Here is a 25,291-nt window from a genome sequence, read left to right as displayed (position 1 = left end):
CGCCCGCCAGCGGGAAGCCGCCGGCGATGGATTTGGCGAAGGTGGTGAGATCGGGCGCAACGCCCATCTGCTCCATGGCAAACAGCGTACCGGTACGGCCCGCACCGCTCTGTACTTCATCGGCAATCAGCATGATCCCGTGTTCGTCACAAATGGCGCGCAGCCGTTGCATAAAGGAAGGAGAGGCCGCGTAAAAGCCACCTTCGCCCTGAACGGGTTCAATCACGATGGCGGCGACGTCTTCTGGCGCGGCATCGTTTTTGAAAATGCGGTGAATGCTGGCGATAGCATCATCTTCACTGATGCCGTGCAGCGGGCAAGGATAAAGCGCGCGATACACGTGGCCCGGCATCAGCCCCATTCCGGCGGAGTACGGATTGACTTTCCCGGTCAGTGACAGGGTGTAGTGGGTACGACCGTGGTAAGCGCCGCTAAAGGCGATAGTCCCCGTACGCTTGGTGGCGGCGCGGGCGATTTTCACCGCGTTTTCTACCGCTTCAGAACCGGTGGTCACCAGCAGGGTTTTCTTGGCGAAATCACCCGGCACTTTCTTATTCATGATTTCACACAGCTCCAGGTACGGCTCATAGGCCAGCACCTGGAAACAGGTATGAGACAGCTTTTTCAACTGCGCTTCTACCGCAGAGACGATCTGCGGGTGCAGGTGACCGGTGTTCAGCACCGCAATACCGCCAGCAAAGTCGAGGAATTCACGGCCTTCAACGTCCCAGACCCGACAGTTTTCTGCCCGCTCGGCAAAAATAGGGTGGATCTGGCCTACGCCACGGGGAACGGCGTTGCTGCGACGTTGCATAAGTTCTTTGTTGGTGCTCATCAGGTGTTCTCCAGTATTTGTTTTATTAAAGGCCGATGCACATATATTTGATTTCTAAGTAGTCTTCGATGCCGTATTTCGATCCTTCACGGCCAAGACCGGAGGCTTTTATCCCCCCAAACGGGGCGACTTCGTTGGAGATAATGCCGGTGTTAATCCCGACGATGCCGTACTCCAGCGCTTCGCCAACGCGGAAGACGCGGCTTAAATCACGGGCGTAGAAATAGGCGGCCAGACCAAACTCGGTGTCGTTGGCCTGAGCGATGACGTCAGCTTCGTCTTTAAAACGAAACAGCGGAGCCAGCGGGCCGAAGGTTTCTTCTTTGGCGACCTTCGCGTTATCAGGCACATTTACCAGAATGGTGGGCTGGAAGAAGTTACCGCCGAGCGCATGAGGTTTACCGCCCGCGATAATGCGTGCGCCTTTATCCAGAGCGTCGGCGATGTGTTCCTGCACTTTGGCAACCGCTTTCTCGTCGATCAGCGGCCCGGTGGTGACGTCAGGTTGCAGACCATCGCCGAGATGCAGCTTGCTCACTGCTTGCTGGAGTTTTTCGGCAAAACGCTCATACACGCCGTCCTGCACGTACAGGCGATTGGCGCAGACGCAGGTTTGCCCGGCGTTACGGAACTTCGATGCCAGCGCACCTTCCACGGCTTTATCGAGATCGGCATCGTCAAAGACGATAAATGGCGCATTGCCGCCCAGCTCCAGCGATACCTTTTTGATGTCTTTGGCGCACTGCTGCATTAACTGACGGCCGATTTCGGTCGAGCCGGTAAATGACAGCTTGCGTACCAGCGGGTTGCCTGTTAGCTCGTTGCCGACGGCGCTCGCAGAACCAGTCACCACGCTGAAAACGCCAGCCGGGATCCCGGCGCGATTAGCCAGTTCCGCCAGCGCCAGTGCGGAGTAAGGGGTCTGGCTGGCGGGTTTAAGCACCATCGTACAGCCTGCTGCCAGCGCCGGACCGGCTTTACGGGTGATCATCGCTGAGGGGAAGTTCCACGGCGTAATCGCGGCGGTAACGCCGATCGGCTGCTTAATGACGATCAGACGCTTATCAGCCTGATGGCCAGGGATCGTATCGCCATAGATGCGTTTGCCCTCTTCGGCAAACCACTCAATAAATGAGGCGGCATAGGTGATTTCGCCTTTGGCCTCCGCCAGCGGTTTACCCTGTTCCAGGGTCATCAGGCGGGCGAGATCGTCCTGATGCTCAATCATCAGGTTGAACCAGCGGCGCAGGATATTGGCTCGCTCTTTGGCGGTCAGCGCACGCCAGGCTGGCAGGGCGCGGTTAGCGGCGTTAATCGCTTCGCGGGTTTCATCTGCCCCCATTTTAGGTACGCTACCCAATTGCTGACCGTTGGCGGGATTGGTCACCGCGATGGTCTCGCCGCTGTTGGCGTCACGCCAGTTGCCGTCGATCAGTGCCTGCTGGCGAAATAATGTTGGATCGTTAAGTTGCATGATTGCTTCCTGTCTTAATCGGTTTAACGGGTAAATGCGGCGTGTAATGTCTCCACGCTACGTGCCGCACGCAGCGTGCGTCCGGGGTTACTCTGGTTCTCCAGCAGCGCATGAACTTTGCTGACAATATGTGCGCCGATAGGGATTGCCGACGTTGCTGCCGGAGAAGGGGCGTTACAGGTGTGAATTGAGCGTGGCGTGGTGACAAACAGAAAATCGTCGATAAGCTTGCCATCAGGTGACACCGCCTGTGCCCGTACGCCCGCAGGCCACGGCTGCAGATCCTTAAGCGTCAGGCTCGGGCAGTACTTTTGTACCAGCCGCAGATAACCGCTTTTGCACAGCGAATTCTTCATTTCGCCAAGCCCTGAGCGCAGGTTGTTTTGCAGCACGCGGCGAATACCAGAAGAGCCGAGGATCTCCAGCGTATCGCTGAGCGAGAAGTCACGTTTACGGTAGCCTTCACGTTTAAATGCCAGTACCGCGTTGGGGCCGACGGTGACGCTGCCGTCAATCATCCGGGTCAGATGAACGCCGAGAAACGGCATCGCCGGGTCGGGGATGGGGTAGATCAAATGGTTAACTATCTGATTATGTTCTGGCGCCAGGCGGAAATATTCGCCCCGGAACGGACAGATGATAAAGCCAGGTTCAACGCCGAGCATTTTTACCAGTCGGTCCGCCATCAGGCCAGAACAGCTAATCAGCGTCGCGCCTTCATATTCCTGGCCCTGACGGGTACGGACAATTACACCCGCAGCATGCTCTTTCAGCGCGCTGACCTCGGCGTTGTAAATAATTTCACCGCCTTTGGCCTGGAAAATCTTCGCCATCGCGGCGGTGACTTCGCGGTAGCTGACAATCCCGCTCGACGGGACAAAAATGCCGCCCAGTCCGGTGATATTGGGTTCACGCTCGCGAAGTTCCTGCGCATTCAGCCATTCGCGCTCCAGACCGTTAGCGGCGGTGCGATCCCAAAGCGCGTGCATGCGCTCCATTTCCAGAGCGGAGGTGGCAACCAGCATTTTTCCGCAGACGTCGTAGCGGATGCCGTTTTGGTCGCAAAAGGCTTTTGTGGCGCGATTTCCGGCCAGGCAAAATTGTGCCTTCAGGCTGCCGGGGGTGTAATAGACCCCGGCATGAATGACGCCGCTGTTGTGGCCCGTCTGGTGGCAGGCCGGGCCGGACTCTTTTTCCAGTAGCGCGATTTTGGCGTCCGGATAGACATCAATCAGTTGCATGGCGGTCGACATGCCGATAATGCCGCCGCCAATAATCACAAAATCATACATCCGCTTTTCCTTCGCGCTTACTGATGGGTCTGGTAGTGGTTGGTCGCGTACGCAAAATAACCACGCTGGCGCATCAGTTCGCGGCGCAAGTCCGGATGCGAAGTGAAACGATCGCGCCCGTGCAGCCAGAACAGGTTGTTGATCAGCAGGAATTTACCTACTGAAACCGGAACGGAAATAATGTTCTTGCTGGTTTCCAGCGCATCGGACAGGTCGCTCAGCCAGACGCCTTCTTCATAGTCTTTTGGCTGGACGAACTGGTCGATGTAGCGCATTACCGGGCGGCCCTGCTGGTCAACGTCAAATACCGGATGGAACACTTCCTGACTGACGTTTTTGCTTGGCGGTGCGGCAAAGCGCATGGCGCGACGTGCCAGAGGATGGGTAAAGTACTGCTCCAGATGCTCCCAGTCGTCGAGGTGCAGCAGCAGCGAGTTACCGCCGGTCATGTTCTGCTCGTCGATCTTCATCATCAGCACGTAATCGGTGATTTCTTCGAGGTAGGTTCCGTCGTTGTGCAATTCCATTACTCGGTGAGGCTGGCGCAGATAGCTGTCTGAGTTATCGACGTTTTTCACCACAAAACGTGCGTAATATTGACCGCTCATCGCATCAAAATTAGAGCGTCCGATGAGGTGCGCTACCGCCGTTGCCAGCTTGACCATCTCTTCCGCCTGCGCCACGTCGTCTACGCCAACGGCATTGATTAGCAGTGCGCCTTCGGCACGATCGAGCAGGGTTTTCAGCAGCAGGGGCTGTAACTGATTGCCGCACAGGTCGTCGAGGATCTTGCCCACTTTGAAGCGCAAGAAGGATTTGTATTCCAGCGCCTGAACCGGCCACTGCGCGACGGCCTGCAGAAATTGCTCAGTGGTCTCAGCAGAAAAAGTCAGCTCCAGCAGGCGTGGGGATTGGGCTGAGGGTTTCAGCGTGAAACCGCTGTAGTGCTGGGCTGGATCTTCAGCGTTCGGTTTTACGGCAGTCAGTGCGTTCATCAAATCGTTCCTCTCAGTAGATTGTCAGGGAGATATGGCGCAGCTCGTTTCGTAGCCATAAATTAAAAATATCTACATTTTTGAAAAACGCGCACAGAATGAGCTTGTTTGTTTATTATTTGTGATCGAAAGCAACAAATATTTAACATTGTGAAGGGTGTGGGTTAATGCGAGGAAAAAGATAAAGTATTTTAAAACAGTGGGTTAATCACGCTGCCGTTGGTGATGTGTCAACGGCAGCGGCAAAGTCAGTAACCGACTTTATAAATACGCCCGGTTTGGATGCCTTCCACACTGCGGCGGTAGGCGTTGGCGACGGTGGTGGCAGGCACGCTTTCAAAGCCCGGGAAGAAACTGTCGTAAGCTTCGGCGGACTCACTCAGCACGGTCGGACTTATCAGGTTAATGCGTTGACCATGGCCCAGTTCACAGGCCGCAGCGCGAACAAATCCTTCCAGCCCGGCATTGATCGTTGCGGCGTTTGTCCCCTGGGCGATGGGCTCGTGGGCGATAATGCCGCTAATTAACGTTATCGATCCGCCATCATTCAGGAAATGCTGCCCGGTTAATGCCAGGCGTATCTGGCCTAATAGCTTATCCTGAAGCCCCTGATTAAAGTCCTGGTCGGTCATGGTCGACAGCGGCCCAAAGAACAGATTACCGGTGGCGGAAACGATCGCATCTACCCGACCGACTTTTTCAAACAAGGCCTCGACACTCTCCTGCGAGGTGATATCGACCTGGTAATCACCCTGAGTGCGACCCACGCGGACCACCTCATGTTTACGGCTCAATGCTTGCGTAACTGCGCGACCCACTGTACCACTGGCACCAATAATGACGATTTTCATAACCACCTCCGCAATAGTGTGAGCCGCTATTCTTTAATGAAAATGAAATCAGATAAACTGGCTAAAAGTTAGATGATTACTAACCAGGGGTTTGTAATATGGATAAACTGCGCGGCATGGAAACGTTTGTCGCCGTGGTGGAGAGTGGGAGCTTTACTTCTGCGGCGACGAGGCTCGAGATGTCTGCGGTGATGGTGGGAAAATATATCACCCAACTGGAAGCGCAGTTCGGCACGCGTTTGCTGGAGCGCAATACGCGCCGCCAGAGTCTGACCGATGCCGGACGCGTCTATTTTGAAGAAGCCCGTCGCGTGCTGGAGCAGGTATCGATAGCCGAACGTTCGGTAGAGCGTCTGCGGCTGGCACCTGCGGGGACGCTGCGCATTAGCGCGCCCACTTCTTTTGGCGCTTGCGTGATCTCGCCGCTGGCCGCTGCGTTTTTACAGACCTGGCCAGAGGTGCGTATTGAACTGGATCTCACCAACCGGATGGTTGATCTGGTGAATGAAGGTGTCGATCTGGCGATCCGCATTGGCGATATCCATCAGACTGACGTGGTGGCGAAATACCTGTGTCCCTACCGTATGGCAATTTGTGCTTCGCCAGATTATCTTGCCCGCCATGGCACCCCCCGGACGCCCGCGGATCTGGTGGATCATCTGTGCCTGTCTCATACCGTGTGGACGGCTCGCAACGAGTGGATACTGCCTGGCGTGACGGGGGAGGTCAGATGGAAGCGCGATGCGATCCTGCGCTGTAACGATGGTCATGGCCTGCGTATGGCAGCGGTAGCGGGGGCTGGGCTGTTATTGCAACCTGAGGTGCTGCTGGCGCAAGAACTGGCTACGGGGAAATTGATTCGGATCCTGGAAGGGTTTACGCCGCAGCCGCGGCCAATTCATTTGCTGTGGCGACAGGATTTGCGTCCTTTGCCTAAGCTGACACGGTTTGTTGAACATGTGCTGGAAGGAACGCAGGGGCTGCGCGGAAAATAAAAATGCCGGATGGCGTTGCACTTATCCGGCCTACAACCGAGCCAAATTGTAGGCCGGATAGGGCGCAATAGCGCCGCCATCCGGCATATTATTAACTGATATCCACCTGCGGTTTGCTGTTGCGTTTACGGATCATGCGCAGCACCGGCGGGACCACGATAACCAGTACCGCCATCACCAGCAGCACTTTCGCCACGCCGCTGGCCCACAGAATATCCATACTGCCGTTACTGATAGACAACGCCCGGCGCAGGTTCTGCTCCAGCATTTCCCCGAGAACGAAGCCCAGAATCAATGGCGACATTGGGAAGTGCATTTTACGCAGGATGTAGCCCAGCACGCCGAGGGCGACCATCAATACCAAATCGAAGGTGGTGCTGTGAACGGCGTACACGCCAACTGCGGAGACTGCCGCGATAGCCGGTACCAAAAACCACAGCGGGATGGTCAGCATGCGGGTAAACAGACCGATCAGCGGAATGTTCATCACCAGCAGCATTACGTTAGCAATTAGCAGCGCCGCAATCAGCCCCCAAACGATATCCGGCTGCTCGGTAAACATGGCTGGCCCCGGGGTGATGTTGTACAGCGTCAGCGCGCCCATCATCACCGCCGTGGTACCGGATCCCGGCACGCCGAGCGTCAGCATCGGAATAAAAGAGCCGCAGGCCGAGGCGTTATTGGCGGCTTCTGGCGCCGCTACGCCACGAATATCCCCCTTGCCAAAGCTGTCGCTGTTGCCGCTGAGCTTTTTCTCGGTCATGTAGGTGATGGCACTGGCAATGGTGGCGCCAGCGCCAGGCAGAACGCCGACGAAAAAGCCAATCACTGATGAACGCAGGGTGGCCCCTACGCACTGTGCACCTTCTTTGGCGTTGAACAACATGCGGCCCGTTTTACGCACCAGCGTCTGGCCACTGCTGGTATGTTCCAGCATTAACAGTATTTCAGAGACAGAGAACAGCCCAATCACCACCACGATAAACTGCACACCGTCAGAGAGATGGACACTGTCAAAAGTAAAGCGATAAACCCCGGTGTTGGCGTCTACGCCGACGGTCGCAAGTCCGAGACCGATAAGCGCTGCCAGAAATGATTTCAGCGGATTTTGCGCCATCATGCTGCCGAGACAGGCAATGGCGAAAACCATTAAGGCAAAGTATTCCGCCGGACCGAAGGCCAGCGACCATTGGGCTAACGCCGGGGCAAACAGAATGATGCCCCCGATGGCGATAAGCGAACCAAAGAAAGAGCTGACCGCCGAGATAGAGAGCGCCACGCCGCCGCGTCCTTGCTGCGCCATCGGGTAACCATCCAGCGCGGTCATAATCGCCGCCGCATCGCCAGGAACATTCAGCAGAATGGAGGAGATGCGCCCGCCATATTCACAGCCTATGTAGACTGTAGCCAGCAGGATCAGCGCGGATTCTGCGGGCAGATGCAGCGCAAAGGCCAACGGCAGCAGAATCGCCACGCCGTTGATCGGCCCAAGGCCAGGCAACAAACCCACAATGGTGCCGACAAAACAGCCTATCAAGGCGATGACCAGGTTTTCCGGCGTCATTGCCACCGCGAAACCCTGAGAAAGATAAATCCAGGTATCCATCGTTTCTCCGTTAACCCAGCCAGGCGCCGAGTGGTAAGGTGACGTCAAGCAGTCGGTCGAAGGCAAACCACAGCAGAATGCCGAGCACCGCGCCGGAAATACCCGCAGCCGGGATGGTTGCGCCGAACAGCATGCCAATCACCACGGTGAGAATGGCGGTGGCGATGGGAAAACCGAGCCACTCAAAACCCCAGGCGTACATCAACAGAACAATGACCATCGTCAGCAGCTTTTGCAGCACGTGGCGACGAGGCCAACTGATGGTGTCCGGATGGCGCAACAGCAGCGCCACGGCGCAGACCAGCATCAGACTGATAATGCCAAGCGGGAAGGGACGCGGCCCTACGGGTTCATAGCTGTATTCGCTGCTGATTTGCCAGGCCACGAACAGCCCGGCTATGCAGAGCAACAGCCAGATACCTGCGAAAATACGATCGCTCATCATCTTTGCCTCTGCGTTTACTTCGCCAGACCGAAGGCTTTCGCCTGCTCACGATAATCCGTGACCTGCTTTTTCACGTAGTCGTCGAGCTGTTTGCCGCTCATGTTGAACTCAAACAGACCGCGCAGATCGCGCTGCTTTTTAAACTCATCGGTCTGCTGGAGTTTGTTAAAGGCATCAACCCACCACTGATACTCGGCGTCGCTGACTTTTGGTCCAACGTAGAAGCCACGAATGATCGGCCACACCAGGTCGTAACCCTGCTCTTTGGCGGTTGGCACATTGGCTAACTGACCCGGCAGGCGTTCTTCAGAGAACACCGCGAGCACGCGTATTTTGTCGCCGCTGAGGTAAGGCACCATCTCACTGAGATCGCCGGAAACCACCTGTACGTGATTTCCCATCAATGCGGTAACCGGTTCGCCACCGCCTTCAAAGGCCACGTAGCGCATCTTGTGCGGATCGACATTGGCTTTTTGCGCCAGCAACGCCGACTTCATCCAGTCCTGGCTACCGATAGAGGCGCCAGCACCAATGACCACGCTGTTGGGATCTTTTTCCATGGCTGTCAGCAGATCTTTCAGCGTCTTCCATGGTGCGTCCTGACGTACGGCAATCATGCCGTAATCGGTACCCACACTGGCCAGCCAGCGGACATCATCCACGCCGTAGCGACCAAACTTGCCCTGTGACAGATTCAGCAAGGAGCCGCCGGAGAAGGCCACCACGGTGCCTGCTTCAGCCGGGCGTTGGGCAACAATCGCGTTATAGGCCACAGCGCCAACGCCGCCGGGCATGTAGGTCACGCGCATCGGTTTTTCGATAGCGCCGGTTTCCATCAAACTCACCTGAATCAACTTACAGGTGAGATCGAAACCACCGCCGGGTTTAGCAGGGGCGATACATTCAGTGCGCGACGGCGCTTGTTCCGCCAGTACAGAGGTACTCATCAGTAAAATGCTTGCAGTAAGGGTACGAAATAACTGTTTTTTCATTGTTTATCCTCACACCGGAAAACCGGATTTTCAGGTACGGAAGAAGATTTTTTTGATTATGTGAGCCGATGTGTAGCAGTTCGGTTGCGTGATTGTTAAAACATTAACCTTTCAATTCCCTTTCAATGCGGCAGAAACTTTACAGGATGTGATATGCGTCTCTTATTAGCGGAAGATAACCGTGAGTTAGCTCACTGGCTGGAGAAAGCGCTAGTGCAAAACGGTTTTGCCGTTGACTGCGTGTTTGATGGCCTGGCAGCCGACCATCTTTTACATAGCGAAACGTATGCGCTGGCGGTGCTGGACATCAATATGCCGGGGCTGGATGGCCTGGAAGTCGTTCAGCGGCTGCGCAAACGCGGGCAGACGCTTCCTGTCCTGCTGCTGACGGCGCGTAGCGCGGTGGCCGATAGGGTGAAAGGGTTGAACGTCGGAGCCGATGATTATCTGGCAAAGCCGTTTGAAATCGAGGAACTGGATGCCCGGCTGCGGGCCTTGCTGCGTCGCAGTGCGGGACAGGTGCAAGGCATACAGCAACTGGGGGAGCTGGCGTTTCACGATGAAGGCTATTTTCTGTTGCAGGGGCAGCCGTTGGCGCTCACGCCACGTGAACAGGCGCTGTTGACGGTGCTGATGTACCGTCGGTTGCGGCCGGTTTCACGTCAGCAGTTGTTTGAGCAGGTCTTCAGCCTGAGTGATGAGGTTAGTCCCGAAAGCATTGAACTGTATATCCATCGCTTACGTAAAAAGCTACAGGGAAGCGATGTGCGTATTGCTACGCTGCGTGGTCTGGGCTATGTGCTGGAGCGTAGCGATGAAGTGGGTTAAACCCCAATCGTTGTACCTGCAACTGCTGATGTTTCTGGGCCTGCCGCTAATGTTGCTGTGGGGCCTGTCGGCATTTAACAGCTATGTCAGTGCGCTACAGGCGGCGACCCAGGCGTATGACCGGACACTACTCTCATCCGCCAGGACCGTCTCCGAGCGGCTGGTGGTGCGCAATAAACAGCTGGAAGTGAACGTGCCATGGGTGGTGCTGGACAGCTTTGAACTGAATATGAACGACCGACTGTATTACAAAGTGGTTGATCCGGCGGGGAAGGTTATCTCGGGTTATGACGATTTACCGGCGATGCCGCCTGCTACCTCGCGCACGCGTCTTTACCCGGCGCTGGCATGGTTTTATCACACCGAATATCGCGGTGAGGCAATCCGCGTGGCGCGTCTGCTGCAGCCCGTCAACGAAGGCGGCATTGTCGGCATGGCGGAGATTTATGTTGCCGAAACGCTGCAATCGCGGCGTTATCTGGCGCGACAGCTGCTGTTTTCCTCGTGGGTTTCGCAAGGACTGCTGGTGTTACTGACTCTGGTGCTGGTTGGCTGGCTGCTGCGCCGGGTGCTACGCCCGATGCGCCAGCTGTCATCGCTGATGGTGCGTCGTGAGCCAGGCCTGCTGACGCCGCTGCCGGAGCTGCTGCCGTGGTCGGAAACCCGTCTGCTGATTGTGGCATTCAACCGTTATCTGGACCGACTTCGCGGTCTGATCTCTCGCCAAGAGCGCTTCAGCGCGGATGCTTCCCATCAGCTCAAAACGCCGTTGGCGGTACTGAAAACTCAGGCATCGGTGGCTCTCGCCAGCGCCGAACCGCGGCAATGGTATGAGAGTTTACAAGCCATGAGTAGCACACTCGATAATACCATTCAACTGACGGAGAGGCTGTTGCAGTTGTCTGCGGTGAAGCGCAAGGAGCAGGGGGAAAGGCATTTCTCGCCGGTTAATCTGTATGAGGTGGTGCAAACCAGCTGTTTTACCCGACTGGCGCAGTCGCGTAGTAAAGGGATCGATCTGGGCTATGAAGGGGAACAGGACGCGGTGTGGGTCGAGGGAGATGAAGTGCTGCTCGGTGAACTGTGTGGGAATCTGCTGGATAACGCACTGAAATACACGCCGTCGCAGGGGATGGTGACCGCCCGGCTGCAACGAGAAGGAGAGGCCGTGGTGCTGGTAGTCGAAGATAGCGGGCCGGGCATAGATGAGCAGATGGTTCATCAGGCTCTGCTACCGTTTCATCGTCTTGATAACGTAGGCAATGTCCCAGGCGCCGGGATCGGCCTGGCGCTGGTCAATGATATTGCTCGTCTGCATCGCACGCATCCTCAGCTAACGCGTAGTGAGACATTAGGTGGGCTGAGGGTTCGGGTACGCTTTTTAAGCGTTACCGTATGAGGTATTCATGACGATGATATTTGTTGTTTAATTATAATAAAAAGTAATTAATTGTATTATTAATATCATTTGAAATGTTGTCGTAAGGCAGCTGTTTTTTATTTTAATTACGGTATTAAACAGCAACTCTAAGGTGATTCAACGTCACTGAAACAATACTTTTGTGCAATTTATCATACATAAAACACTTTTTCATAGACCATGAGATGTTATCTGTCAATAGCGAAAATGTTGTTAAAGGTTATCTTTTTTGCTGAGGTAGATAAAACTTCTATTGATGTCATCTGCATTAAAATCATATAGATACGATTTCACTGGGGAGTGTTGTCACAGTAATGAGTATTATTTTTTACATTTACTGACAATGTACCATTGCGTTTTTTAGACTTGTGATATAATTAGCAACATGAAATGAGAAAAAAACAATTAAAGATCAATAAATAATGGGCTGAGATATGCTTAAAAAATCGCTAAAGATTAGCAGCCAGGGATATCCAGTCTTTTTAAAACTGGTCGATTTCATTGTTATCAATGTGACGTTAATTTTTAGCGCCCATCTGCTGGGTTTGGTGCCCTTTAACACCATTGCCATTTTGAGTCTTCTCTTCTCAATCTTTTTCTTGCTGTTTGCTGAATACATTAAAATGTACCAGCAAAAGATTAAAACGATCGGTTTACGTAATCAAAAGCGCTTGGTTTTTTGTACGCTGCTGGCGATTTTTTTTAACGAACTGGTCAGTATGACGGTGGCTGAACCTGAGTCACTGGGCTACTTAGACAGACTGCCTTCCCCTTTTTATTCAGCTATTATTTACTGGTACTTCATTCCATTACCTTTTCTTTACTACATTCGTTTTTTTATTTTTAAGTATTCAACGAAAAAGAGTATACGCGTGGCGATTATTGGTCTGACCGACAATGGTCTGGCCGCAGAAACCGCGCTAATGAATGAATACGCCAATATCACATTAGATCTGGCCTTTTATGATGAGCGCGCCTTATCTCGCTGTGGCGATGTCGTTGATAAGGTTAAAAGCCCCTTTCGTGGTCCGGTGATCAATCTGGTCGAGGAAGCCAAGAAGGGAAACATAGACGAAATCTATATTGCTTTACCGATGGTTGCTTTACATCGCATTCGTCACTTTTTGGCCATGATGTCAGACACCACCGTAGATACCTATATTGTCCCTGACTTTTATACCTACAGTAACAACATGTCCAAGTTACGCTCCATCCACAATCTGCAAACTATCGGTATCTTTAGTTCACCTTTTGAGGGGGCGGGCTCGTTTATTAAGCGGGCGGAAGATTTGGTTCTTGGCAGCATCATTATGGTGATGATTTCCTCTCTGATGCTGGCGATTGCCATTGGTATCAAACTCACGTCCCGTGGGCCGGTTTTTTTCAAACAGGACCGCTATGGCTTGAGTGGGCAAAAAATTAAGGTCTGGAAGTTTCGTTCTATGCGCGTCATGGAGAATTCCGATACGGTTATTCAGGCCACTAAAAACGATCCGCGGGTAACCAAATTCGGGAGCTTTTTGCGCCGCACTTCGCTGGATGAACTTCCTCAATTTATTAACGTTTTACAGGGAAGTATGTCGATTGTCGGTCCCAGACCTCATGCGGTTACGCATAATGAGCAGTACCGCAAACAGGTCGAAAATTACATGATTCGCCATAAAGTTAAGCCAGGGATCACTGGGCTTGCGCAGATCAACGGATTCCGCGGGGAGATCGATGCGCTTTATAAGATGGAAAAAAGGGTTCAGTACGATATTGAGTACATTCAAAACTGGTCGTTATGGCTGGATATAAAAATTATTATTAAAACTATTTTCAAAGGATTTGTCGGTAAGAATGCATACTAAATTACTCGTTATTACCGGAATCGTGATATCGCAGTCCGCATGGGCTGATTTAACGCCGAAATCACACATTGGCTTTGCGGGGATAGACTTCCAGGGCAAGGTCGCTGTGGACTATGGTTATAATGATAACGTGTCTTATCAGCCACATAGCAGCGATGCTATCGGTTCCTCGTTTCAGAGTGCGGCGCCCGTTCTGAGTATGATTGGAGAGCGTGGTCAGGATAAGTATTTGCTGATGTACTCTGGGGATTATCGTAACTACTCAAGCGATTCTGCTGATAACTACAACGATCATTTTTTCCGTTTTAACGGTGCCTGGCGGTATGGGCTCAAGCATGGCTTAACCCTCAATCTGGAGGATTCGCTTGGGCATGAATCCCGCGGTCGTGACATCACCGAGGGGTTTCTACCGAGTCAGTTTGAGCAGTATGGGATTAAATCTCCGCTGACGACGAATTTTATCAATAGTGAATTGCGCTACAGCTACGGTGCGCCTGATGGTCGCGGCAAAGCGGAACTGGCGTTGTTATACAAAAAACTGACTTTCGGTAACACCTCTGATGTTCGGGACAGCAGTGAGGACTTCTACAATTATATTCAGGAACAGGAATGGCATGAAAATAGCCTGATAGCGGAAGTTTTTGACCAATACTCATCCAGAACGCGCTTTCGCTATAGCTTTATTACTAACCAGCGTCGTTATGATAACAACTCAGAAAAAGACACTAATGAGTATTATTTGCTTTATGGCCTGAAGTCGCAGTTGACGGGGAAAACCAATGTCGACATGAATATTTCATGGCTGTATAAAACATTTGAAAACAACGCAAACTCGCATGATTTTAATGGTCTAAACTGGGACATAAAAGCGGAGTGGAAGCCGTTACAGCAGTCTGTTTTCACGGCCCACTCTGCGCAAAGCATTAAAGACCCATCGGAAGTTGGGGGATATATTTTAGTGACCCAGTATGGCCTTTCTTACCAGCATTTCTGGTTAGGTACTCGTTTTTCTACTTTATTGGACTACTCATTCACTTCGGAAGACTATAAAAAACAGAACAAGGATCGGCATGATAAAGATGGCGTGTTTAGCGTCACCATGAGCTATGACTACACGCCGTCGGTTAATTTTGAGATTAAATATCAGATAGATACATTAAATTCGAATAAGGATACTGACTCGTTTTATATCGGTCCCAACGACAATCAGGAAGTCATTAGAACGTTGGGTTATGATAATTCTATGATTATGCTTAAAGCTAAGGTTCAGATCTAAAATGAAAATAATAGAACTGTGCGCGGTTTTGCTATTCAGTATCCTGTTGGTCGGATGCACAGCGTCCAGCCCGCGATTAATGGACGATCCTGCTACTGTTCAGCAGGATTACCGGCTTGGGGCGGGGGATACGGTCAATATCGCTGTTCATGGTCAACCCGATATGACGATGCGGTTTATTTTGGATAAGAGCGGGGAAATTAATTTCCCGTTTGTTGGTGCTCTTAAATTACAAGATAAAACCGTTGATCAAGTGACTAAAGAATTAACTCAACGCCTGACCGGAGATTATTTTACATCTCCAATGGTGACGGTGAGTATTGCCGAGTTCCGCAAATACTATGTTTCAGGTGAGGTAAAAAGTCCAAATGGCTTCGCTTATGAGCCAGGGCTTACCGTCGAGAAATCTATTGCGCAGGCGGGTGGATTTACAGATCGTGCTGACCGAAAAGATATCAACATTCGCCTGTCAGGGAGCAATCAGCTGCTTGAGAATGTCGATTTAACGCACTCTGTTCATCCTGGGGATGTCGTGATTATTGGCATGGGGTTCTTCTGACGATGAAACTATCAATAGTGGAAAACGGCAAAAAACGAGAAAGCAGTGTCGAATTCTCCCGCTTTGCCAAAAAGCTGAAAAAGAACGCCTGGAAAATCGCGCTGGCCGGTATCGTTGCCGGGGTCGTCGCGTATCCGTTAATCAGCATGATGTCTTCAAAGTATGTTTCAACGGCGACGGTGCTGATTAAGGCGCAGGCTGATAACGTTTCTCCGTTTCCACAGGTTGATGGTTTCGATTCAACACGCAGTGGTTACTACGAAACACAATATGCGTTGATGCATTCACGTATTGTGCTGGAGCAAGCCGTACGTGATATGAAGCTGGATGAAAACCCGGAGTTTACCGGGGAAAAAGCCGGTGCTCAGGGGGCTGATAGCAATGAAAGTCGGCAACTGAGAATGGAGCAAGCGCTGAAAACGTTATCGAAAAACCTGAATGTCATCGGTATTCGCACGACGAACCTGGCTTCCATTACCTATGAATCAACTTCGCCTCAGGTTGCGGCTGATATTGCCAACGGCGTCGCGCAGGCTTTCATCAACTATACGGTGGAGCAGAAACGTCTGAAGGTGGAGAAAGCTCGCGAACTGAATTTTGAAAAAATGGAAGAGATTCAGAAGTCGATAGCTAAGCAAAAAGACGAGATGGACAGCTATCTGAAAAATGCCGGGCTGCTGACCTTCCGCGGTATCGATGGTTTTGAAACCGAGCAGTTAAGTATCGTAACTAATCGCCTGGCCGATGCAACCCAGCGTCGGGTTGCCGCTGAATCCGTCTATAACGAGGTGAACGGGGGAGGTAAGTCCCTTGAGAGCGTTATCTCGCTGCCTTCGGTCTCTAACCACGCTCAGATCCAGGATTTGCGCATCGCGTTGATTCAGGCGCAACGAACGTTGTCCGAACAGCGTAAAGTCTATGGGCCAAAAAATCCCGCTATTTTAAAAGCAGAAGCCGATGTTCAGTCGATCCAAAGCCAGACCGGGCGGGTATTGGGCGAGCTGAAAGTCGGTTTACGTCAGCAATATCTGGCGGCGCTGGCGGACGAAAAAAACTATCAACAGCAAGTGATTGAGCAGAAAGAGATCTTCCAGAAAATGGCGTCAAAACGGGATGCCTGGAACAGTCAAAAGCTGTCGTTAGATAAAATGGAAGACCTGTATAAATCGCTTTATCAACGTACTCAGGAGTTGTCGCTGTCCGGCGTGAATGCCGATGCGGTGTTATACGACCCTGCGGTACCCGCGTTAAAACCGGCGAAACCGAATAAATCTCTATTGTTGCTGATGGTGGTCATGCTGGTGGTGGTGTTCAGCATCATGTATTTCATTGTCAAAGCGGCAATGGATAACTCAATCGGTACCCTCAGTCGTATGAAAAAACGGCTCAATGTTGTTCCGTTGGGTGAAATTCGTCGTTTTAGCGGAACCTCAGGGCGCGCACAGGTGCGGGACATGATCATGAAGAACCCGCTTAATGCCGATATTGTGCACGGTATCCGTACCCGGATTATGCTGGATAGTCGACCTTTACAGACGCTCGCCGTGGCGTCGACGGAGCACGGCGATGGGCGTTCTTTGTTGGCGAATCTGTTAGCGAACTCTTTTAGTTTCGACCAGAAAACACTGCTTATTGATGCAGATTTCTTTAACAGTGGTGGGCTCACATCCGAGCTGGCGTCAGCTACATCCGCAGGCTTAGCGGAACTGCTGCGCGGGGAGACAGAGCTTGAACAGGCGAGGATCAAACTCAGTGATAATCTCGACTTTATTCCACACGGCAAGAACACCATCTCATCTTTACTGATGCTGTCGTCGGAGCATGTTGAACTCTTAATGCGCGAGTTGAAATCGCATTATCAGCGCATCATTATTGATGTTGCTGCTGTGAATCAGAGCCAGGATGTTCAACTGATCAAACGTGCCGTCGATGGCGTTGTTTTCATTGTGAAAGCCGGGGCGGGGTCGGCGGGACAAATCGCCAACGCGCTGGATAAGATCGAGGAAAATAACGGCGTGGTGATTGGTGCGGTGCTCAATGCAGTTGAAGAAAAGGATCTTGAGACGCAAGAGGGTCTGCGTTCACTGAACTTCAGTACCGATCAACTGATGGCAACGCCAGGCCGCGTATGAGTCTACTGAAGAGCGCTTCCACGATAGCCGGTTCATCAGTCATCTCGCAGTTGATTGGTGCACTGTCTATTTGGTTGATTTCACACAAGTACGATATGGCTGAAGTGGGGCTTTATGCGCTCAACTACAGCATCGCCGTGGTGGGCGCTCAGGTGTGTACCTTTGCATCACAGCTGTTAATTCCTAAACAGCAGGATGATGAACTGGTGCAGAATGTCGTGTTTTGCCTAATACAAAGCACGATCATTGCCTTACCTTACGCCGTACTCACCGCGTGGCTGTTTCACCAGAACATCCTGTTCCTCTATTTACTGACGCTGGCAACGGCGTGGGTTTTAATCTCGGAAAACCTGTCGCTACGCACGGCTAACTTTCGTTTTCTGATCTTCCAGCGTATTTCTGTTTCTGTGGTCGTTGTACTTTCCGTCCTTCTTACGCACCATGTACAACTATTTTATTGGTCGTGGGCCTGCGTGACGATGGTGCTGACCATAAGCTGTATTTTGCATTCGTTTGATATTCGTTCGGTGGCGGCCAGACATCTGCGACCCGCCAGTAATTGGCATTTTTTCAAACAGAATATTCATCACATTACCAAAGTGGGCAGCGCGGAAGTGTTGGCGATGGCCAGCAGCAATTTGCCTATTATGCTGATTAACTTTTGGTTCTCGGCGCTGACGGCGGGTTATTTTTCCGTGGTTAGCCGCTTTTGCCTGGCTCCGGTGGTGATCATCGGGAATGCGGTGCGTAATACTATTTTTTCCAAGTGGTCTATCGACTTCAGAAATAATACCTTTAACTATCAGGAGTATACCAAGGTACGTATGCTATTGTTGGTACTGGGGGTTATCTGTACTCTTGGCGTGTTTATTTTCTACCCGATTGTGATGCGCCTTGGTTTTAGCGAAGACTGGATAAACTCCATTGAGACATCACGCTACATGTTGCCCTATTTATTCCCGGCGCTGGCGATAAGCCCTCTGACGGTGATAGAGCTTATTTTTGGTTCCCATCGCTATTTTCTGCGTATCCAACTGGAACAGCTGGCGATTGTACTCTTCGCTTTTGTTGTGACGCCCTATTTTTATAAAGATTATGCAACGTCGGTCATCTTGTTTTCTTCACTGACATTTATTCGCTACGCCTTCATTTATCTGAAAATGAATAAGCGAGCCAATCTCCTGAAAGACAAGCCGGTGATACTATGACGCTGAATACCGGATACTATTTACAGGTTTATACCTTTGTCACGCTGATCCTGTGTGGCCTGGTGCAATACTTTACCGGCATGCAGTCAGTGCTGTGGATACCTTTTTTCCTGACCCTGTTGATGGTGGGATTATTGGTGATGCAGACGCGTGATGGCTCCTTACATCTCGATGCCCAGGAGACGATTGTCCTGGCGTTGTACTTTTCGTTTCTGGTGCTGGCTGGAGCATCGACGCTGATTCAGGGCGGTATCACCGTCGCGATTGTGGCATTTAAAAACGAAATTGCGCTGTCGCTGGTGATGATCTGTTTGCTGCTGGGCTTTTGCCGGGAATCACAGATTTACCGCGCAACGCGCTATCTGTATTGGGTGTTTTACGCGCAGATTCCGGTAATGATTTATCAGGTTTTACTGGTCGTTCCCCAGCGTGTTGCGGTGCGCGGCGAAGATGAGAAATGGGACTCCGTGGTTGGCACGTTTGGCGGTGACCCTATGGGAGGCGGGAATACTGCCGCAATGGGTTTGTTTTGCCTGTTAATTATGTTGTTAAAAGTCTCCGAATATAAGCATGGGCTCACCACGTTCAAGTCCATGGCGCTGCATATTGTTCTCGGTATCGGGTTATGCATCATTGGTGAAGTGAAGTTTGTCATCCTGCTATCGCCTATATTCCTGGCGTGGGTGTGGCTTTCACCGAGCTACGTCAAAGACGTTAGTAAGGTCAATCTGAAGACGTTGTTGGTTATTGTGGCGGGAATGCTGTTGCTTATTAGCCTGTCGATTGTGATCCTCGCGTACTATTATTCTACGGCGTTCGGCGGCGATCCGTCGAAAAGCTCGTTAAGTATTTTTATCGACTCCTTAAGCTATATCTTTGATCCGAACTATATTATGTCTACCGGTGAATTAGGGCGCTTTACGACGTTCCTGTTCTGGTTGAAAAATAACGATCTGTGGGGGCTTTCAGGAACGTTATTTGGCTACGGACTCAATGCAACTAACAGTGGTAGTACGGTGTCGCCGGGCTTTTTGAATATTATCTACAACTTAATTCTCGACTCGACTTCCCTGAGTATGCTGCTGTGGGAAGTTGGGGTGATCGGCACGTTACTCTTTATTAGCTTATTCATTTATATCCTGAAAGTTTGTCAGCCAAAGCCATTACTGACGCTTGAACAACTGGACCAGCAGGATCTCCAGTTATTGAGCTTTGCACCGGCGTTTAACGCTTTTGCTATCAGTTGCTTAATTAGCTTACCTTACAGCCAGATACTGATGATTACACCGATGTTACAATTCCTGTTCTATTTATCACTAGGATCAAGTTTAGTGATTCGTCGAACCGTCCTTCGCTGTGTAGGGTAATTGTATGGACCAAAAACCGTTTATTTCAGTGAGTATTAAAACACTCAATGAATCTAAATGTATTGAGAAGACGATTGACAGTATCCGTAAGCAGCTTATTGATTATCCACATAAAATTATTGTGGCAGATAGTCTGTCAACGGATAACACCCAACAGCTTGCGATCGATAAAGGGGTGACCGTAGTGTCCTTAACTGACCCTGGCGATCGCTGCTGTGGCGTCGGGCACCAGTTAGGTTATCTGTATAGTGAAGGGGAATATCTGTTGTTGATGGACGGCGATATGGAGCTGGAGGAGGGCTTTGTGGATCAGGCCGTCGCGTTTTTGCAGGCCGAACCAGAATATGCAGGCGTTGCGGGAACCGTTGAAATGGATGATGCCGTAAACTATGAATTTAAATCGCGTAAGCAACGCATTAATAAAATCTATCCACTCGGGGATAGCGATCATCTGGGTGGCGGTGGGCTGTATCGTCGGTCGGCAATTGAAAAAATTGGTTATCTGACTAACCGTAATTTGCACGCGTATGAAGAGGCTGAACTGGGCCTGCGTTTAATCGAAGCAGGCTATAAACTGCGGCGTCTGGATATTCCTTACTTCAGCCATACGTCACATACGCTGCCGACGTTTAAGATGCTGGCGCGGCGCTGGACCAGCGGTTATTACCAGGCACCGGGTGAACTTTTGCGTTGTAGTTGGGGGAAGCCCTGGTTTTCCCAGTCATTCAACATCGTGAAGAATGAGGCGGTATTTGCGCTCTACCTTATTCTCTTATTTGTGGCGATGCTCAGTTTAAATATCAATGTGTTTGCCGTTGCGCTTCTACCATTACTGGCGTTTGCTTTGTTGAAGATTGTGCAAAACCGCTCGTTAACAGATGGGCTGCAAAGCGTTATTAATTTAATCGTACGCTCAGCGGGGCTGATCAAAGGTATTTTTTATCCGGTACGCGATCCGCTGACTCCGCCTAACAGTAAAATCATTCATGAATAACCGGGGCAGGCGCCATGAAAGTATTATTGGTTAACAAGTTTTTTTTCATCAAAGGCGGCGCAGAAACAGTTTATTTTCAAGAGCGCGATATGCTGAAACAGGCCGGAGTGCAGGTTATTGATTTCTCTATGCAGCATGAGAATAATTTCCCCTCGGACTATACGGATTATTTCGTCAGTAATGTGGACTACCACAAAGCGAGCAATCTGCTGGGTGGTATCAAAACGGCGGTTAACTTTATTCATAATTCGCAGGCCTGTAAAAAAATGCTGGCGCTATTAGAAAAAGAGCGCCCGGATATCGTCCACTTTCACAACATCTACCATCAGTTAACACCGGCGTTGATTAAAGTTGCGCGCAATTTTGGCTGCAAAACGGTGCTGACTGCGCATGACTATAAGATTGTGTGCCCCGCGTATTCCATGCTGCGCGACGGCAAAGTGTGTGATTCTTGTATTACCGGAACGGTTTTCAATGCCTTCAGGTATCGTTGTCAGGAAGGTTCAGCCTCAAAAAGTCTTCTGCTCTCTTTGGAGGCAACCTGGCAGTACATTGCACAAAACTATCAGGCACTGGATGTGATTGTTTCACCAAGCGTTTTTTTACGCGGTGTCTTGCTGCGCACGCTGCCAAATTCGCGCATTGATGTCATCGTCAATGGCGTTGATGACAGCCGTCCCCTGGCTGAAGTGAGCGATGAGGGCTATATGCTGTACTTTGGCCGTCTGAGCCGTGAAAAGGGCGTGGCAACGTTGTTGGCAGCGCATAAAAAAATGCAGAACAAAGCGCCGCTGAAAGTTGTAGGGCACGGTCCGTTGCATGATGAATTAGCCGCCAAATACCCTGATGTTGAGTTTTTAGGTTATGTGCAACAAGGGGAAGCGCTCGATAAGCTTATTAAGCATGCGCGAGCGGTGATCCTGCCTTCAGAATGCTATGAAAACTGTTCAATGGCGATATTAGAGGCGATGTCCTTAGGCAAGCCGGTTATCGGGTCGCGCATCGGCGGTATACCGGAACAAATTCGTGACGGTATCGAAGGGATTTTATTCGAACCGGGTAATGTGCATGAGTTAGCCAATGCGATGGACGCTCTGGCCGACTCGCCTGAGAAGGCGAGGAATATGGGTTTACATGGACGTGCACGGTTGAGTGAAAAATATGCGCTGAGTAAACATATGGATACCCTACAGGCGCTGTATAAAGAACTGCTGAGCAGGCCATAGTATGAGTAAAAAAATAACGGTTTTTGGAACGCGTGGTATTCCCGATGTATTGGGCGGTGTGGAGACACACTGTCAGAATCTTTATCCTGCCATTAAGCAGCAGTTCGACGTGGATATTTGCGTGATCGCTCGCTCGCCATATGTAAATTACAAACGATCTGTATATAAAAAAGTCGAAACCTACGCGCTGTGGGCACCCAAAAAGCGCTCGCTGGAAGCGATTGTCCATTCCGTTTTAGCGGCGTTTAGGACACGTATCGACCATTCAGATATTGTGCATGTCCATGCTATCGGCCCTGGCCTTGTGATCCCATTATTACGCGTGTTAGGGAAGAAGGTGGTTTTTACCCACCACGGGCCCGATTACGATCGCCAGAAATGGGGATTTGTAGCCAAAAAAATATTGTTGCTGGGTGAGCGTTGGGCGGTGAGATATGCCAACGAGGTGATTGTGATTTCTGAAGTTATTAATCAATTGATCCAGAAAAAACACGGTCGCTATGATGCGCATTTAATTCACAATGGCGTGAACGAGCCGCGGTTATTATCACAGCTCACCATCGACAATACGCTCTCCCGCTTTGGGCTGCAGCCGAAAAACTACCTCGTGGTGGTTGGGCGGTTTGTGGAAGAAAAAGGGATGCATGATGCCATCGCCGCTTATCAACACAGCGGTTTGACCATACCGTTAGTGTTAATTGGCGATGCGGATCATCCGACCGAATACAGCGTGCGCCTCAAAAAGCTTGCCGCCGACACGCCAGGTGTTGTGATGACTGGTTTTTTACGTGGTGACGAACTTCAGGCGGTGTTTTCGCAGGCTAAATTGTTTGTGATGCCCTCATACCATGAAGGATTGCCTATTGCGCTGCTGGAGGCAATGTCATTTTCTCTTCCGGCCGTCGTCAGTGATATTCCGGCTAACCTTGAAGTTCAACTGCCCGCCGAGGCCTATTTTAAGGTGGGAGATGTAACCGGTCTGGCTGAAAAATTAGGCCAAGGGGCAACAGCAAATAGCGTGGACTATGGTGTATATTTGCAAAACTACAATTGGCATGAAATCGCCAAAAAGACGGTTAACGTCTACCACTCCATTGATAAAGATATAGGTTAATTTTGACCAGTCCTCAAAATCGTCCTCCTGCCATCGAACGGTTTTACGCTCACCTTGATGAGCGGATAGCGGAGGAATTGACCCCTGAACAAAAAGAAGGGGTGGAAAAAGCGCTCCTTGCTACAACCCTGACTTCGCGGCATCAGATCGATATTCGCAGAAGCTTTCCTTTTTTCAGTAAGCGTTATTATCTGGTTTTTTTGTTTGGCAGAGATTTACGCCGCCAGCATCGCCAGGAATCAACCCTGTCGAGAATATTGCTCACTTTTTTGCTGCTGATTGCCGTGCTATTCGTCACCTGCTGCATATTGCTGACGCTGTATATGATCAAATCCGCGTTAGGTATTGATGTGTTCCAAAATTTTCACGTAGGTATCTGGGACTGGTGGTTAAGCCTGAAAGACCGCTAGCGTTAACAAATTGGTGGAGGACGTCATTGCGATGAAGCGTAAATGGGTTTGTGCGTTGTTGTGCATGTTTTTCCCGCTGACGGTTATGGCCGCATTGACGACCGTTACCCCCAAAGCATTGACGGGCCCGTTAACCAATCCGGGGATTGGCGTGGCAAGTTTTCATCAGGGATATGGTGAAACGCTGGGGCTGGCGGACTATCCCAATACCGGATTTGAATACGAGCGTTTTTACTGGCGGGACCTGGAGCCAGTCGAAGGCCAGTACAATTTTGCGTTGGTGGATGATGCCTTCAAATACGCGGCGGCACATCGCCCTGCGATGAATGTCGGGCTACGATTTATGGCTCTGGCAGAGCCGGAAAGCGGTTCGCAAATTCCTGACTGGCTGATTAAAAAAGGCGTGAAAGGAACCTGGACGCCGGATAAAAAGACATTTGCCCCGGATTTAGACGATCCTCTGTTTATTCAATACAGCCAGCGTCTGTTGAACGCATTTGGTAAGCGCTACGATGGTAATGAGAATCTCGCGTTTGTTGATATTGGCATGGTGGGATCGTGGGGAGAATGGCATAACAGCAACTTCCCTAACCTGAAGCCATTACTGGAGCGATACACCACGGCGCAACTGGATCGCTACGTCGCGATGCACTTTTCTGCTTTTCCGGTGACGCCAAAAACCATGCTGATAAGCGGCGGTCAAAGTCTGGCGAATGCGGTGGCGCGTGGGGCTGGGTGGCGTGCGGACTGTTGGGGGGACCTGCGCGTATTTTCGGACACCTGGAACCATATGGCTGATGATTACCCGCAGCGATTGCTGGCTGCGCAGCAGAGTTATTCAGGGTTCAACGACGTCTGGAAACGTGCGCCGGTGAGTCTGGAGATCTGCTCGTATATGCAGGATTGGAAGAACACCTTTCACTATACACGTGCTGAAGTGCAGGGGATTTTTGACTGGGCGGTCAAGCAGCACGCCAGTACCATTAACCTGAAATCGAGAACGATACCCAGCGACTATCGACCGATTGTCGACAATGCGCTGACCAAATTGGGCTATCGATTTCGCCTTGCGTCCCTGAGCCATGAGTCCGTGTGGGACAGTGGACAAACGCTGACATTAAACAGTACCTGGTACAATGAGGGTATCGCACCGATTTATCTGCCATACATGCTGGCATTCCGGGTCGTAGACAGCGCCAATAAGGTGGTGGCACAGGGGAATTCCGCGGAGGATATTCGCCGCTGGCTCCCCGGTAAGTATCAGGTCAGTTATGCGTTATCTATGCCAGGCCGACTGGCGAAAGGGCAATACGCGATTGAGGTTGCGATGCTGGATAAGTCGGGTGCGGCGAGAATTAACTTTGCCAATGAAGGGAAACAGAGCAGCGGCTGGTACCGGGTGTCAACAATAACGGTACTCTA

The 25,291-nt window shown here is 51.0% G+C and carries 22 protein-coding genes; 14 read left to right on the top strand and 8 right to left on the bottom strand.

Translation table 11 applies throughout. From position 1 onward, the window contains the following. The 5 genes from FDW94_RS24080 to FDW94_RS10580 all read right to left on the bottom strand — a co-directional run. Positions 1 to 835: aminotransferase class III-fold pyridoxal phosphate-dependent enzyme (locus FDW94_RS24080; RefSeq protein WP_249358407.1), on the bottom strand; the 835-nt coding region annotated here is incomplete at its 3' end. A gap of 25 nt (positions 836 to 860) precedes the next feature. Further along, positions 861 to 2,309: an NADP-dependent succinate-semialdehyde dehydrogenase gene (gene gabD, locus FDW94_RS10595; protein ID WP_137377551.1), complete on the bottom strand. Its 1,449-nt coding sequence runs from the start codon at positions 2,307 to 2,309 to the stop codon at positions 861 to 863. 23 nt (positions 2,310 to 2,332) lie between these two features. Next, positions 2,333 to 3,601, bottom strand: coding sequence for an L-2-hydroxyglutarate oxidase (lhgO, locus tag FDW94_RS10590; RefSeq protein ID WP_137377550.1), 1,269 nt, complete (start codon positions 3,599 to 3,601; stop codon positions 2,333 to 2,335). A gap of 17 nt (positions 3,602 to 3,618) precedes the next feature. Beyond that, positions 3,619 to 4,596: a glutarate dioxygenase GlaH gene (glaH, locus tag FDW94_RS10585; RefSeq protein ID WP_048215707.1), complete on the bottom strand. Its 978-nt coding sequence runs from the start codon at positions 4,594 to 4,596 to the stop codon at positions 3,619 to 3,621. 248 nt (positions 4,597 to 4,844) lie between these two features. Then, positions 4,845 to 5,447 carry a short chain dehydrogenase gene (locus FDW94_RS10580; protein ID WP_008785596.1) on the bottom strand — a complete coding sequence of 201 codons (603 nt, stop codon included), beginning with the start codon at positions 5,445 to 5,447 and terminating at the stop codon, positions 4,845 to 4,847. Between the two features lie 98 nt (positions 5,448 to 5,545). Between FDW94_RS10580 and FDW94_RS10575 the strand changes: the two genes are divergently transcribed. Beyond that, on the top strand, positions 5,546 to 6,442 hold the full coding sequence (locus FDW94_RS10575) for a LysR family transcriptional regulator (protein WP_137377549.1): 897 nt from the start codon (positions 5,546 to 5,548) through the stop codon (positions 6,440 to 6,442). Positions 6,443 to 6,533: 91 nt separating this feature from the next. Here FDW94_RS10575 and FDW94_RS10570 read toward each other — a convergent pair whose 3' ends face one another. From FDW94_RS10570 to FDW94_RS10560, 3 genes are read right to left on the bottom strand one after another with little or no spacing between them, the layout of a single operon-like run. Next, positions 6,534 to 8,048 carry a tripartite tricarboxylate transporter permease gene (locus tag FDW94_RS10570; protein WP_003846009.1) on the bottom strand — a complete coding sequence of 505 codons (1,515 nt, stop codon included), beginning with the start codon at positions 8,046 to 8,048 and terminating at the stop codon, positions 6,534 to 6,536. 10 nt (positions 8,049 to 8,058) lie between these two features. Beyond that, positions 8,059 to 8,493 carry a tripartite tricarboxylate transporter TctB family protein gene (locus FDW94_RS10565; RefSeq protein WP_095533105.1) on the bottom strand — a complete coding sequence of 145 codons (435 nt, stop codon included), beginning with the start codon at positions 8,491 to 8,493 and terminating at the stop codon, positions 8,059 to 8,061. Between the two features lie 14 nt (positions 8,494 to 8,507). Then, positions 8,508 to 9,485, bottom strand: coding sequence for a tripartite tricarboxylate transporter substrate binding protein (locus FDW94_RS10560; RefSeq protein ID WP_048225211.1), 978 nt, complete (start codon positions 9,483 to 9,485; stop codon positions 8,508 to 8,510). 153 nt (positions 9,486 to 9,638) lie between these two features. On the opposite strand from FDW94_RS10560, the gene tctD reads away from it, so the two are divergent. The 13 genes from tctD to FDW94_RS10495 all read left to right on the top strand — a co-directional run. Further along, entirely contained in the window at positions 9,639 to 10,313 is a 675-nt protein-coding gene (tctD, locus tag FDW94_RS10555) for a transcriptional regulator TctD (protein WP_003826032.1), read from the top strand. Continuing rightward, entirely contained in the window at positions 10,300 to 11,712 is a 1,413-nt protein-coding gene (locus FDW94_RS10550; RefSeq protein ID WP_032944678.1) for a sensor histidine kinase, read from the top strand. The genes tctD and FDW94_RS10550 overlap by 14 nt, the downstream gene beginning before the upstream one ends. A 455-nt stretch (positions 11,713 to 12,167) precedes the next feature. Beyond that, positions 12,168 to 13,583 carry an undecaprenyl-phosphate glucose phosphotransferase gene (locus tag FDW94_RS10545; RefSeq protein WP_008785590.1) on the top strand — a complete coding sequence of 472 codons (1,416 nt, stop codon included), beginning with the start codon at positions 12,168 to 12,170 and terminating at the stop codon, positions 13,581 to 13,583. Further along, positions 13,573 to 14,859 carry an outer membrane beta-barrel protein gene (locus FDW94_RS10540; protein ID WP_008785589.1) on the top strand — a complete coding sequence of 429 codons (1,287 nt, stop codon included), beginning with the start codon at positions 13,573 to 13,575 and terminating at the stop codon, positions 14,857 to 14,859. Before FDW94_RS10545 ends, FDW94_RS10540 begins: the two co-directional genes overlap by 11 nt. 1 nt (position 14,860) lies before the next feature. Next, positions 14,861 to 15,418, top strand: a complete 558-nt coding sequence (locus tag FDW94_RS10535) for a polysaccharide biosynthesis/export family protein (protein ID WP_003826038.1) — start codon at positions 14,861 to 14,863, stop codon at positions 15,416 to 15,418. A gap of 2 nt (positions 15,419 to 15,420) precedes the next feature. Next, on the top strand, positions 15,421 to 17,550 hold the full coding sequence (locus tag FDW94_RS10530) for a tyrosine-protein kinase domain-containing protein (RefSeq protein ID WP_137377548.1): 2,130 nt from the start codon (positions 15,421 to 15,423) through the stop codon (positions 17,548 to 17,550). Then, entirely contained in the window at positions 17,547 to 18,758 is a 1,212-nt protein-coding gene (locus FDW94_RS10525; protein WP_045899697.1) for an oligosaccharide flippase family protein, read from the top strand. The genes FDW94_RS10530 and FDW94_RS10525 overlap by 4 nt, the downstream gene beginning before the upstream one ends. Next, positions 18,755 to 20,125 carry a hypothetical protein gene (locus FDW94_RS10520; protein ID WP_008785587.1) on the top strand — a complete coding sequence of 457 codons (1,371 nt, stop codon included), beginning with the start codon at positions 18,755 to 18,757 and terminating at the stop codon, positions 20,123 to 20,125. Before FDW94_RS10525 ends, FDW94_RS10520 begins: the two co-directional genes overlap by 4 nt. 4 nt (positions 20,126 to 20,129) lie before the next feature. Then, entirely contained in the window at positions 20,130 to 21,119 is a 990-nt protein-coding gene (locus FDW94_RS10515) for a glycosyltransferase (RefSeq protein ID WP_008785586.1), read from the top strand. A 14-nt stretch (positions 21,120 to 21,133) separates the two neighbouring features. Next, positions 21,134 to 22,345 (top strand): glycosyltransferase family 4 protein, encoded by a 1,212-nt coding sequence (locus FDW94_RS10510; RefSeq protein ID WP_008785585.1) that lies wholly within the window; start codon positions 21,134 to 21,136, stop codon positions 22,343 to 22,345. A gap of 1 nt (position 22,346) precedes the next feature. Next, complete coding sequence (locus FDW94_RS10505; RefSeq protein WP_032944672.1) at positions 22,347 to 23,459, top strand: glycosyltransferase family 4 protein; 1,113 nt, start codon at positions 22,347 to 22,349, stop codon at positions 23,457 to 23,459. A 2-nt stretch (positions 23,460 to 23,461) separates the two neighbouring features. Further along, positions 23,462 to 23,869, top strand: a complete 408-nt coding sequence (locus FDW94_RS10500; RefSeq protein ID WP_137377547.1) for a hypothetical protein — start codon at positions 23,462 to 23,464, stop codon at positions 23,867 to 23,869. Positions 23,870 to 23,900: 31 nt separating this feature from the next. Beyond that, the coding region (locus tag FDW94_RS10495) for a DUF4832 domain-containing protein (RefSeq protein ID WP_137377555.1) at positions 23,901 to 25,291 on the top strand (1,391 nt) is incomplete at its 3' end.

Origin of the sequence: Citrobacter sp. wls757 (assembly GCF_005280935.1) — a bacterium.
Lineage (GTDB): Bacteria > Pseudomonadota > Gammaproteobacteria > Enterobacterales > Enterobacteriaceae > Citrobacter > Citrobacter portucalensis.
The sequence above is the reverse complement of the archived record's forward strand: the minus strand, read 5'-3'. Positions and strand labels throughout refer to the sequence as shown.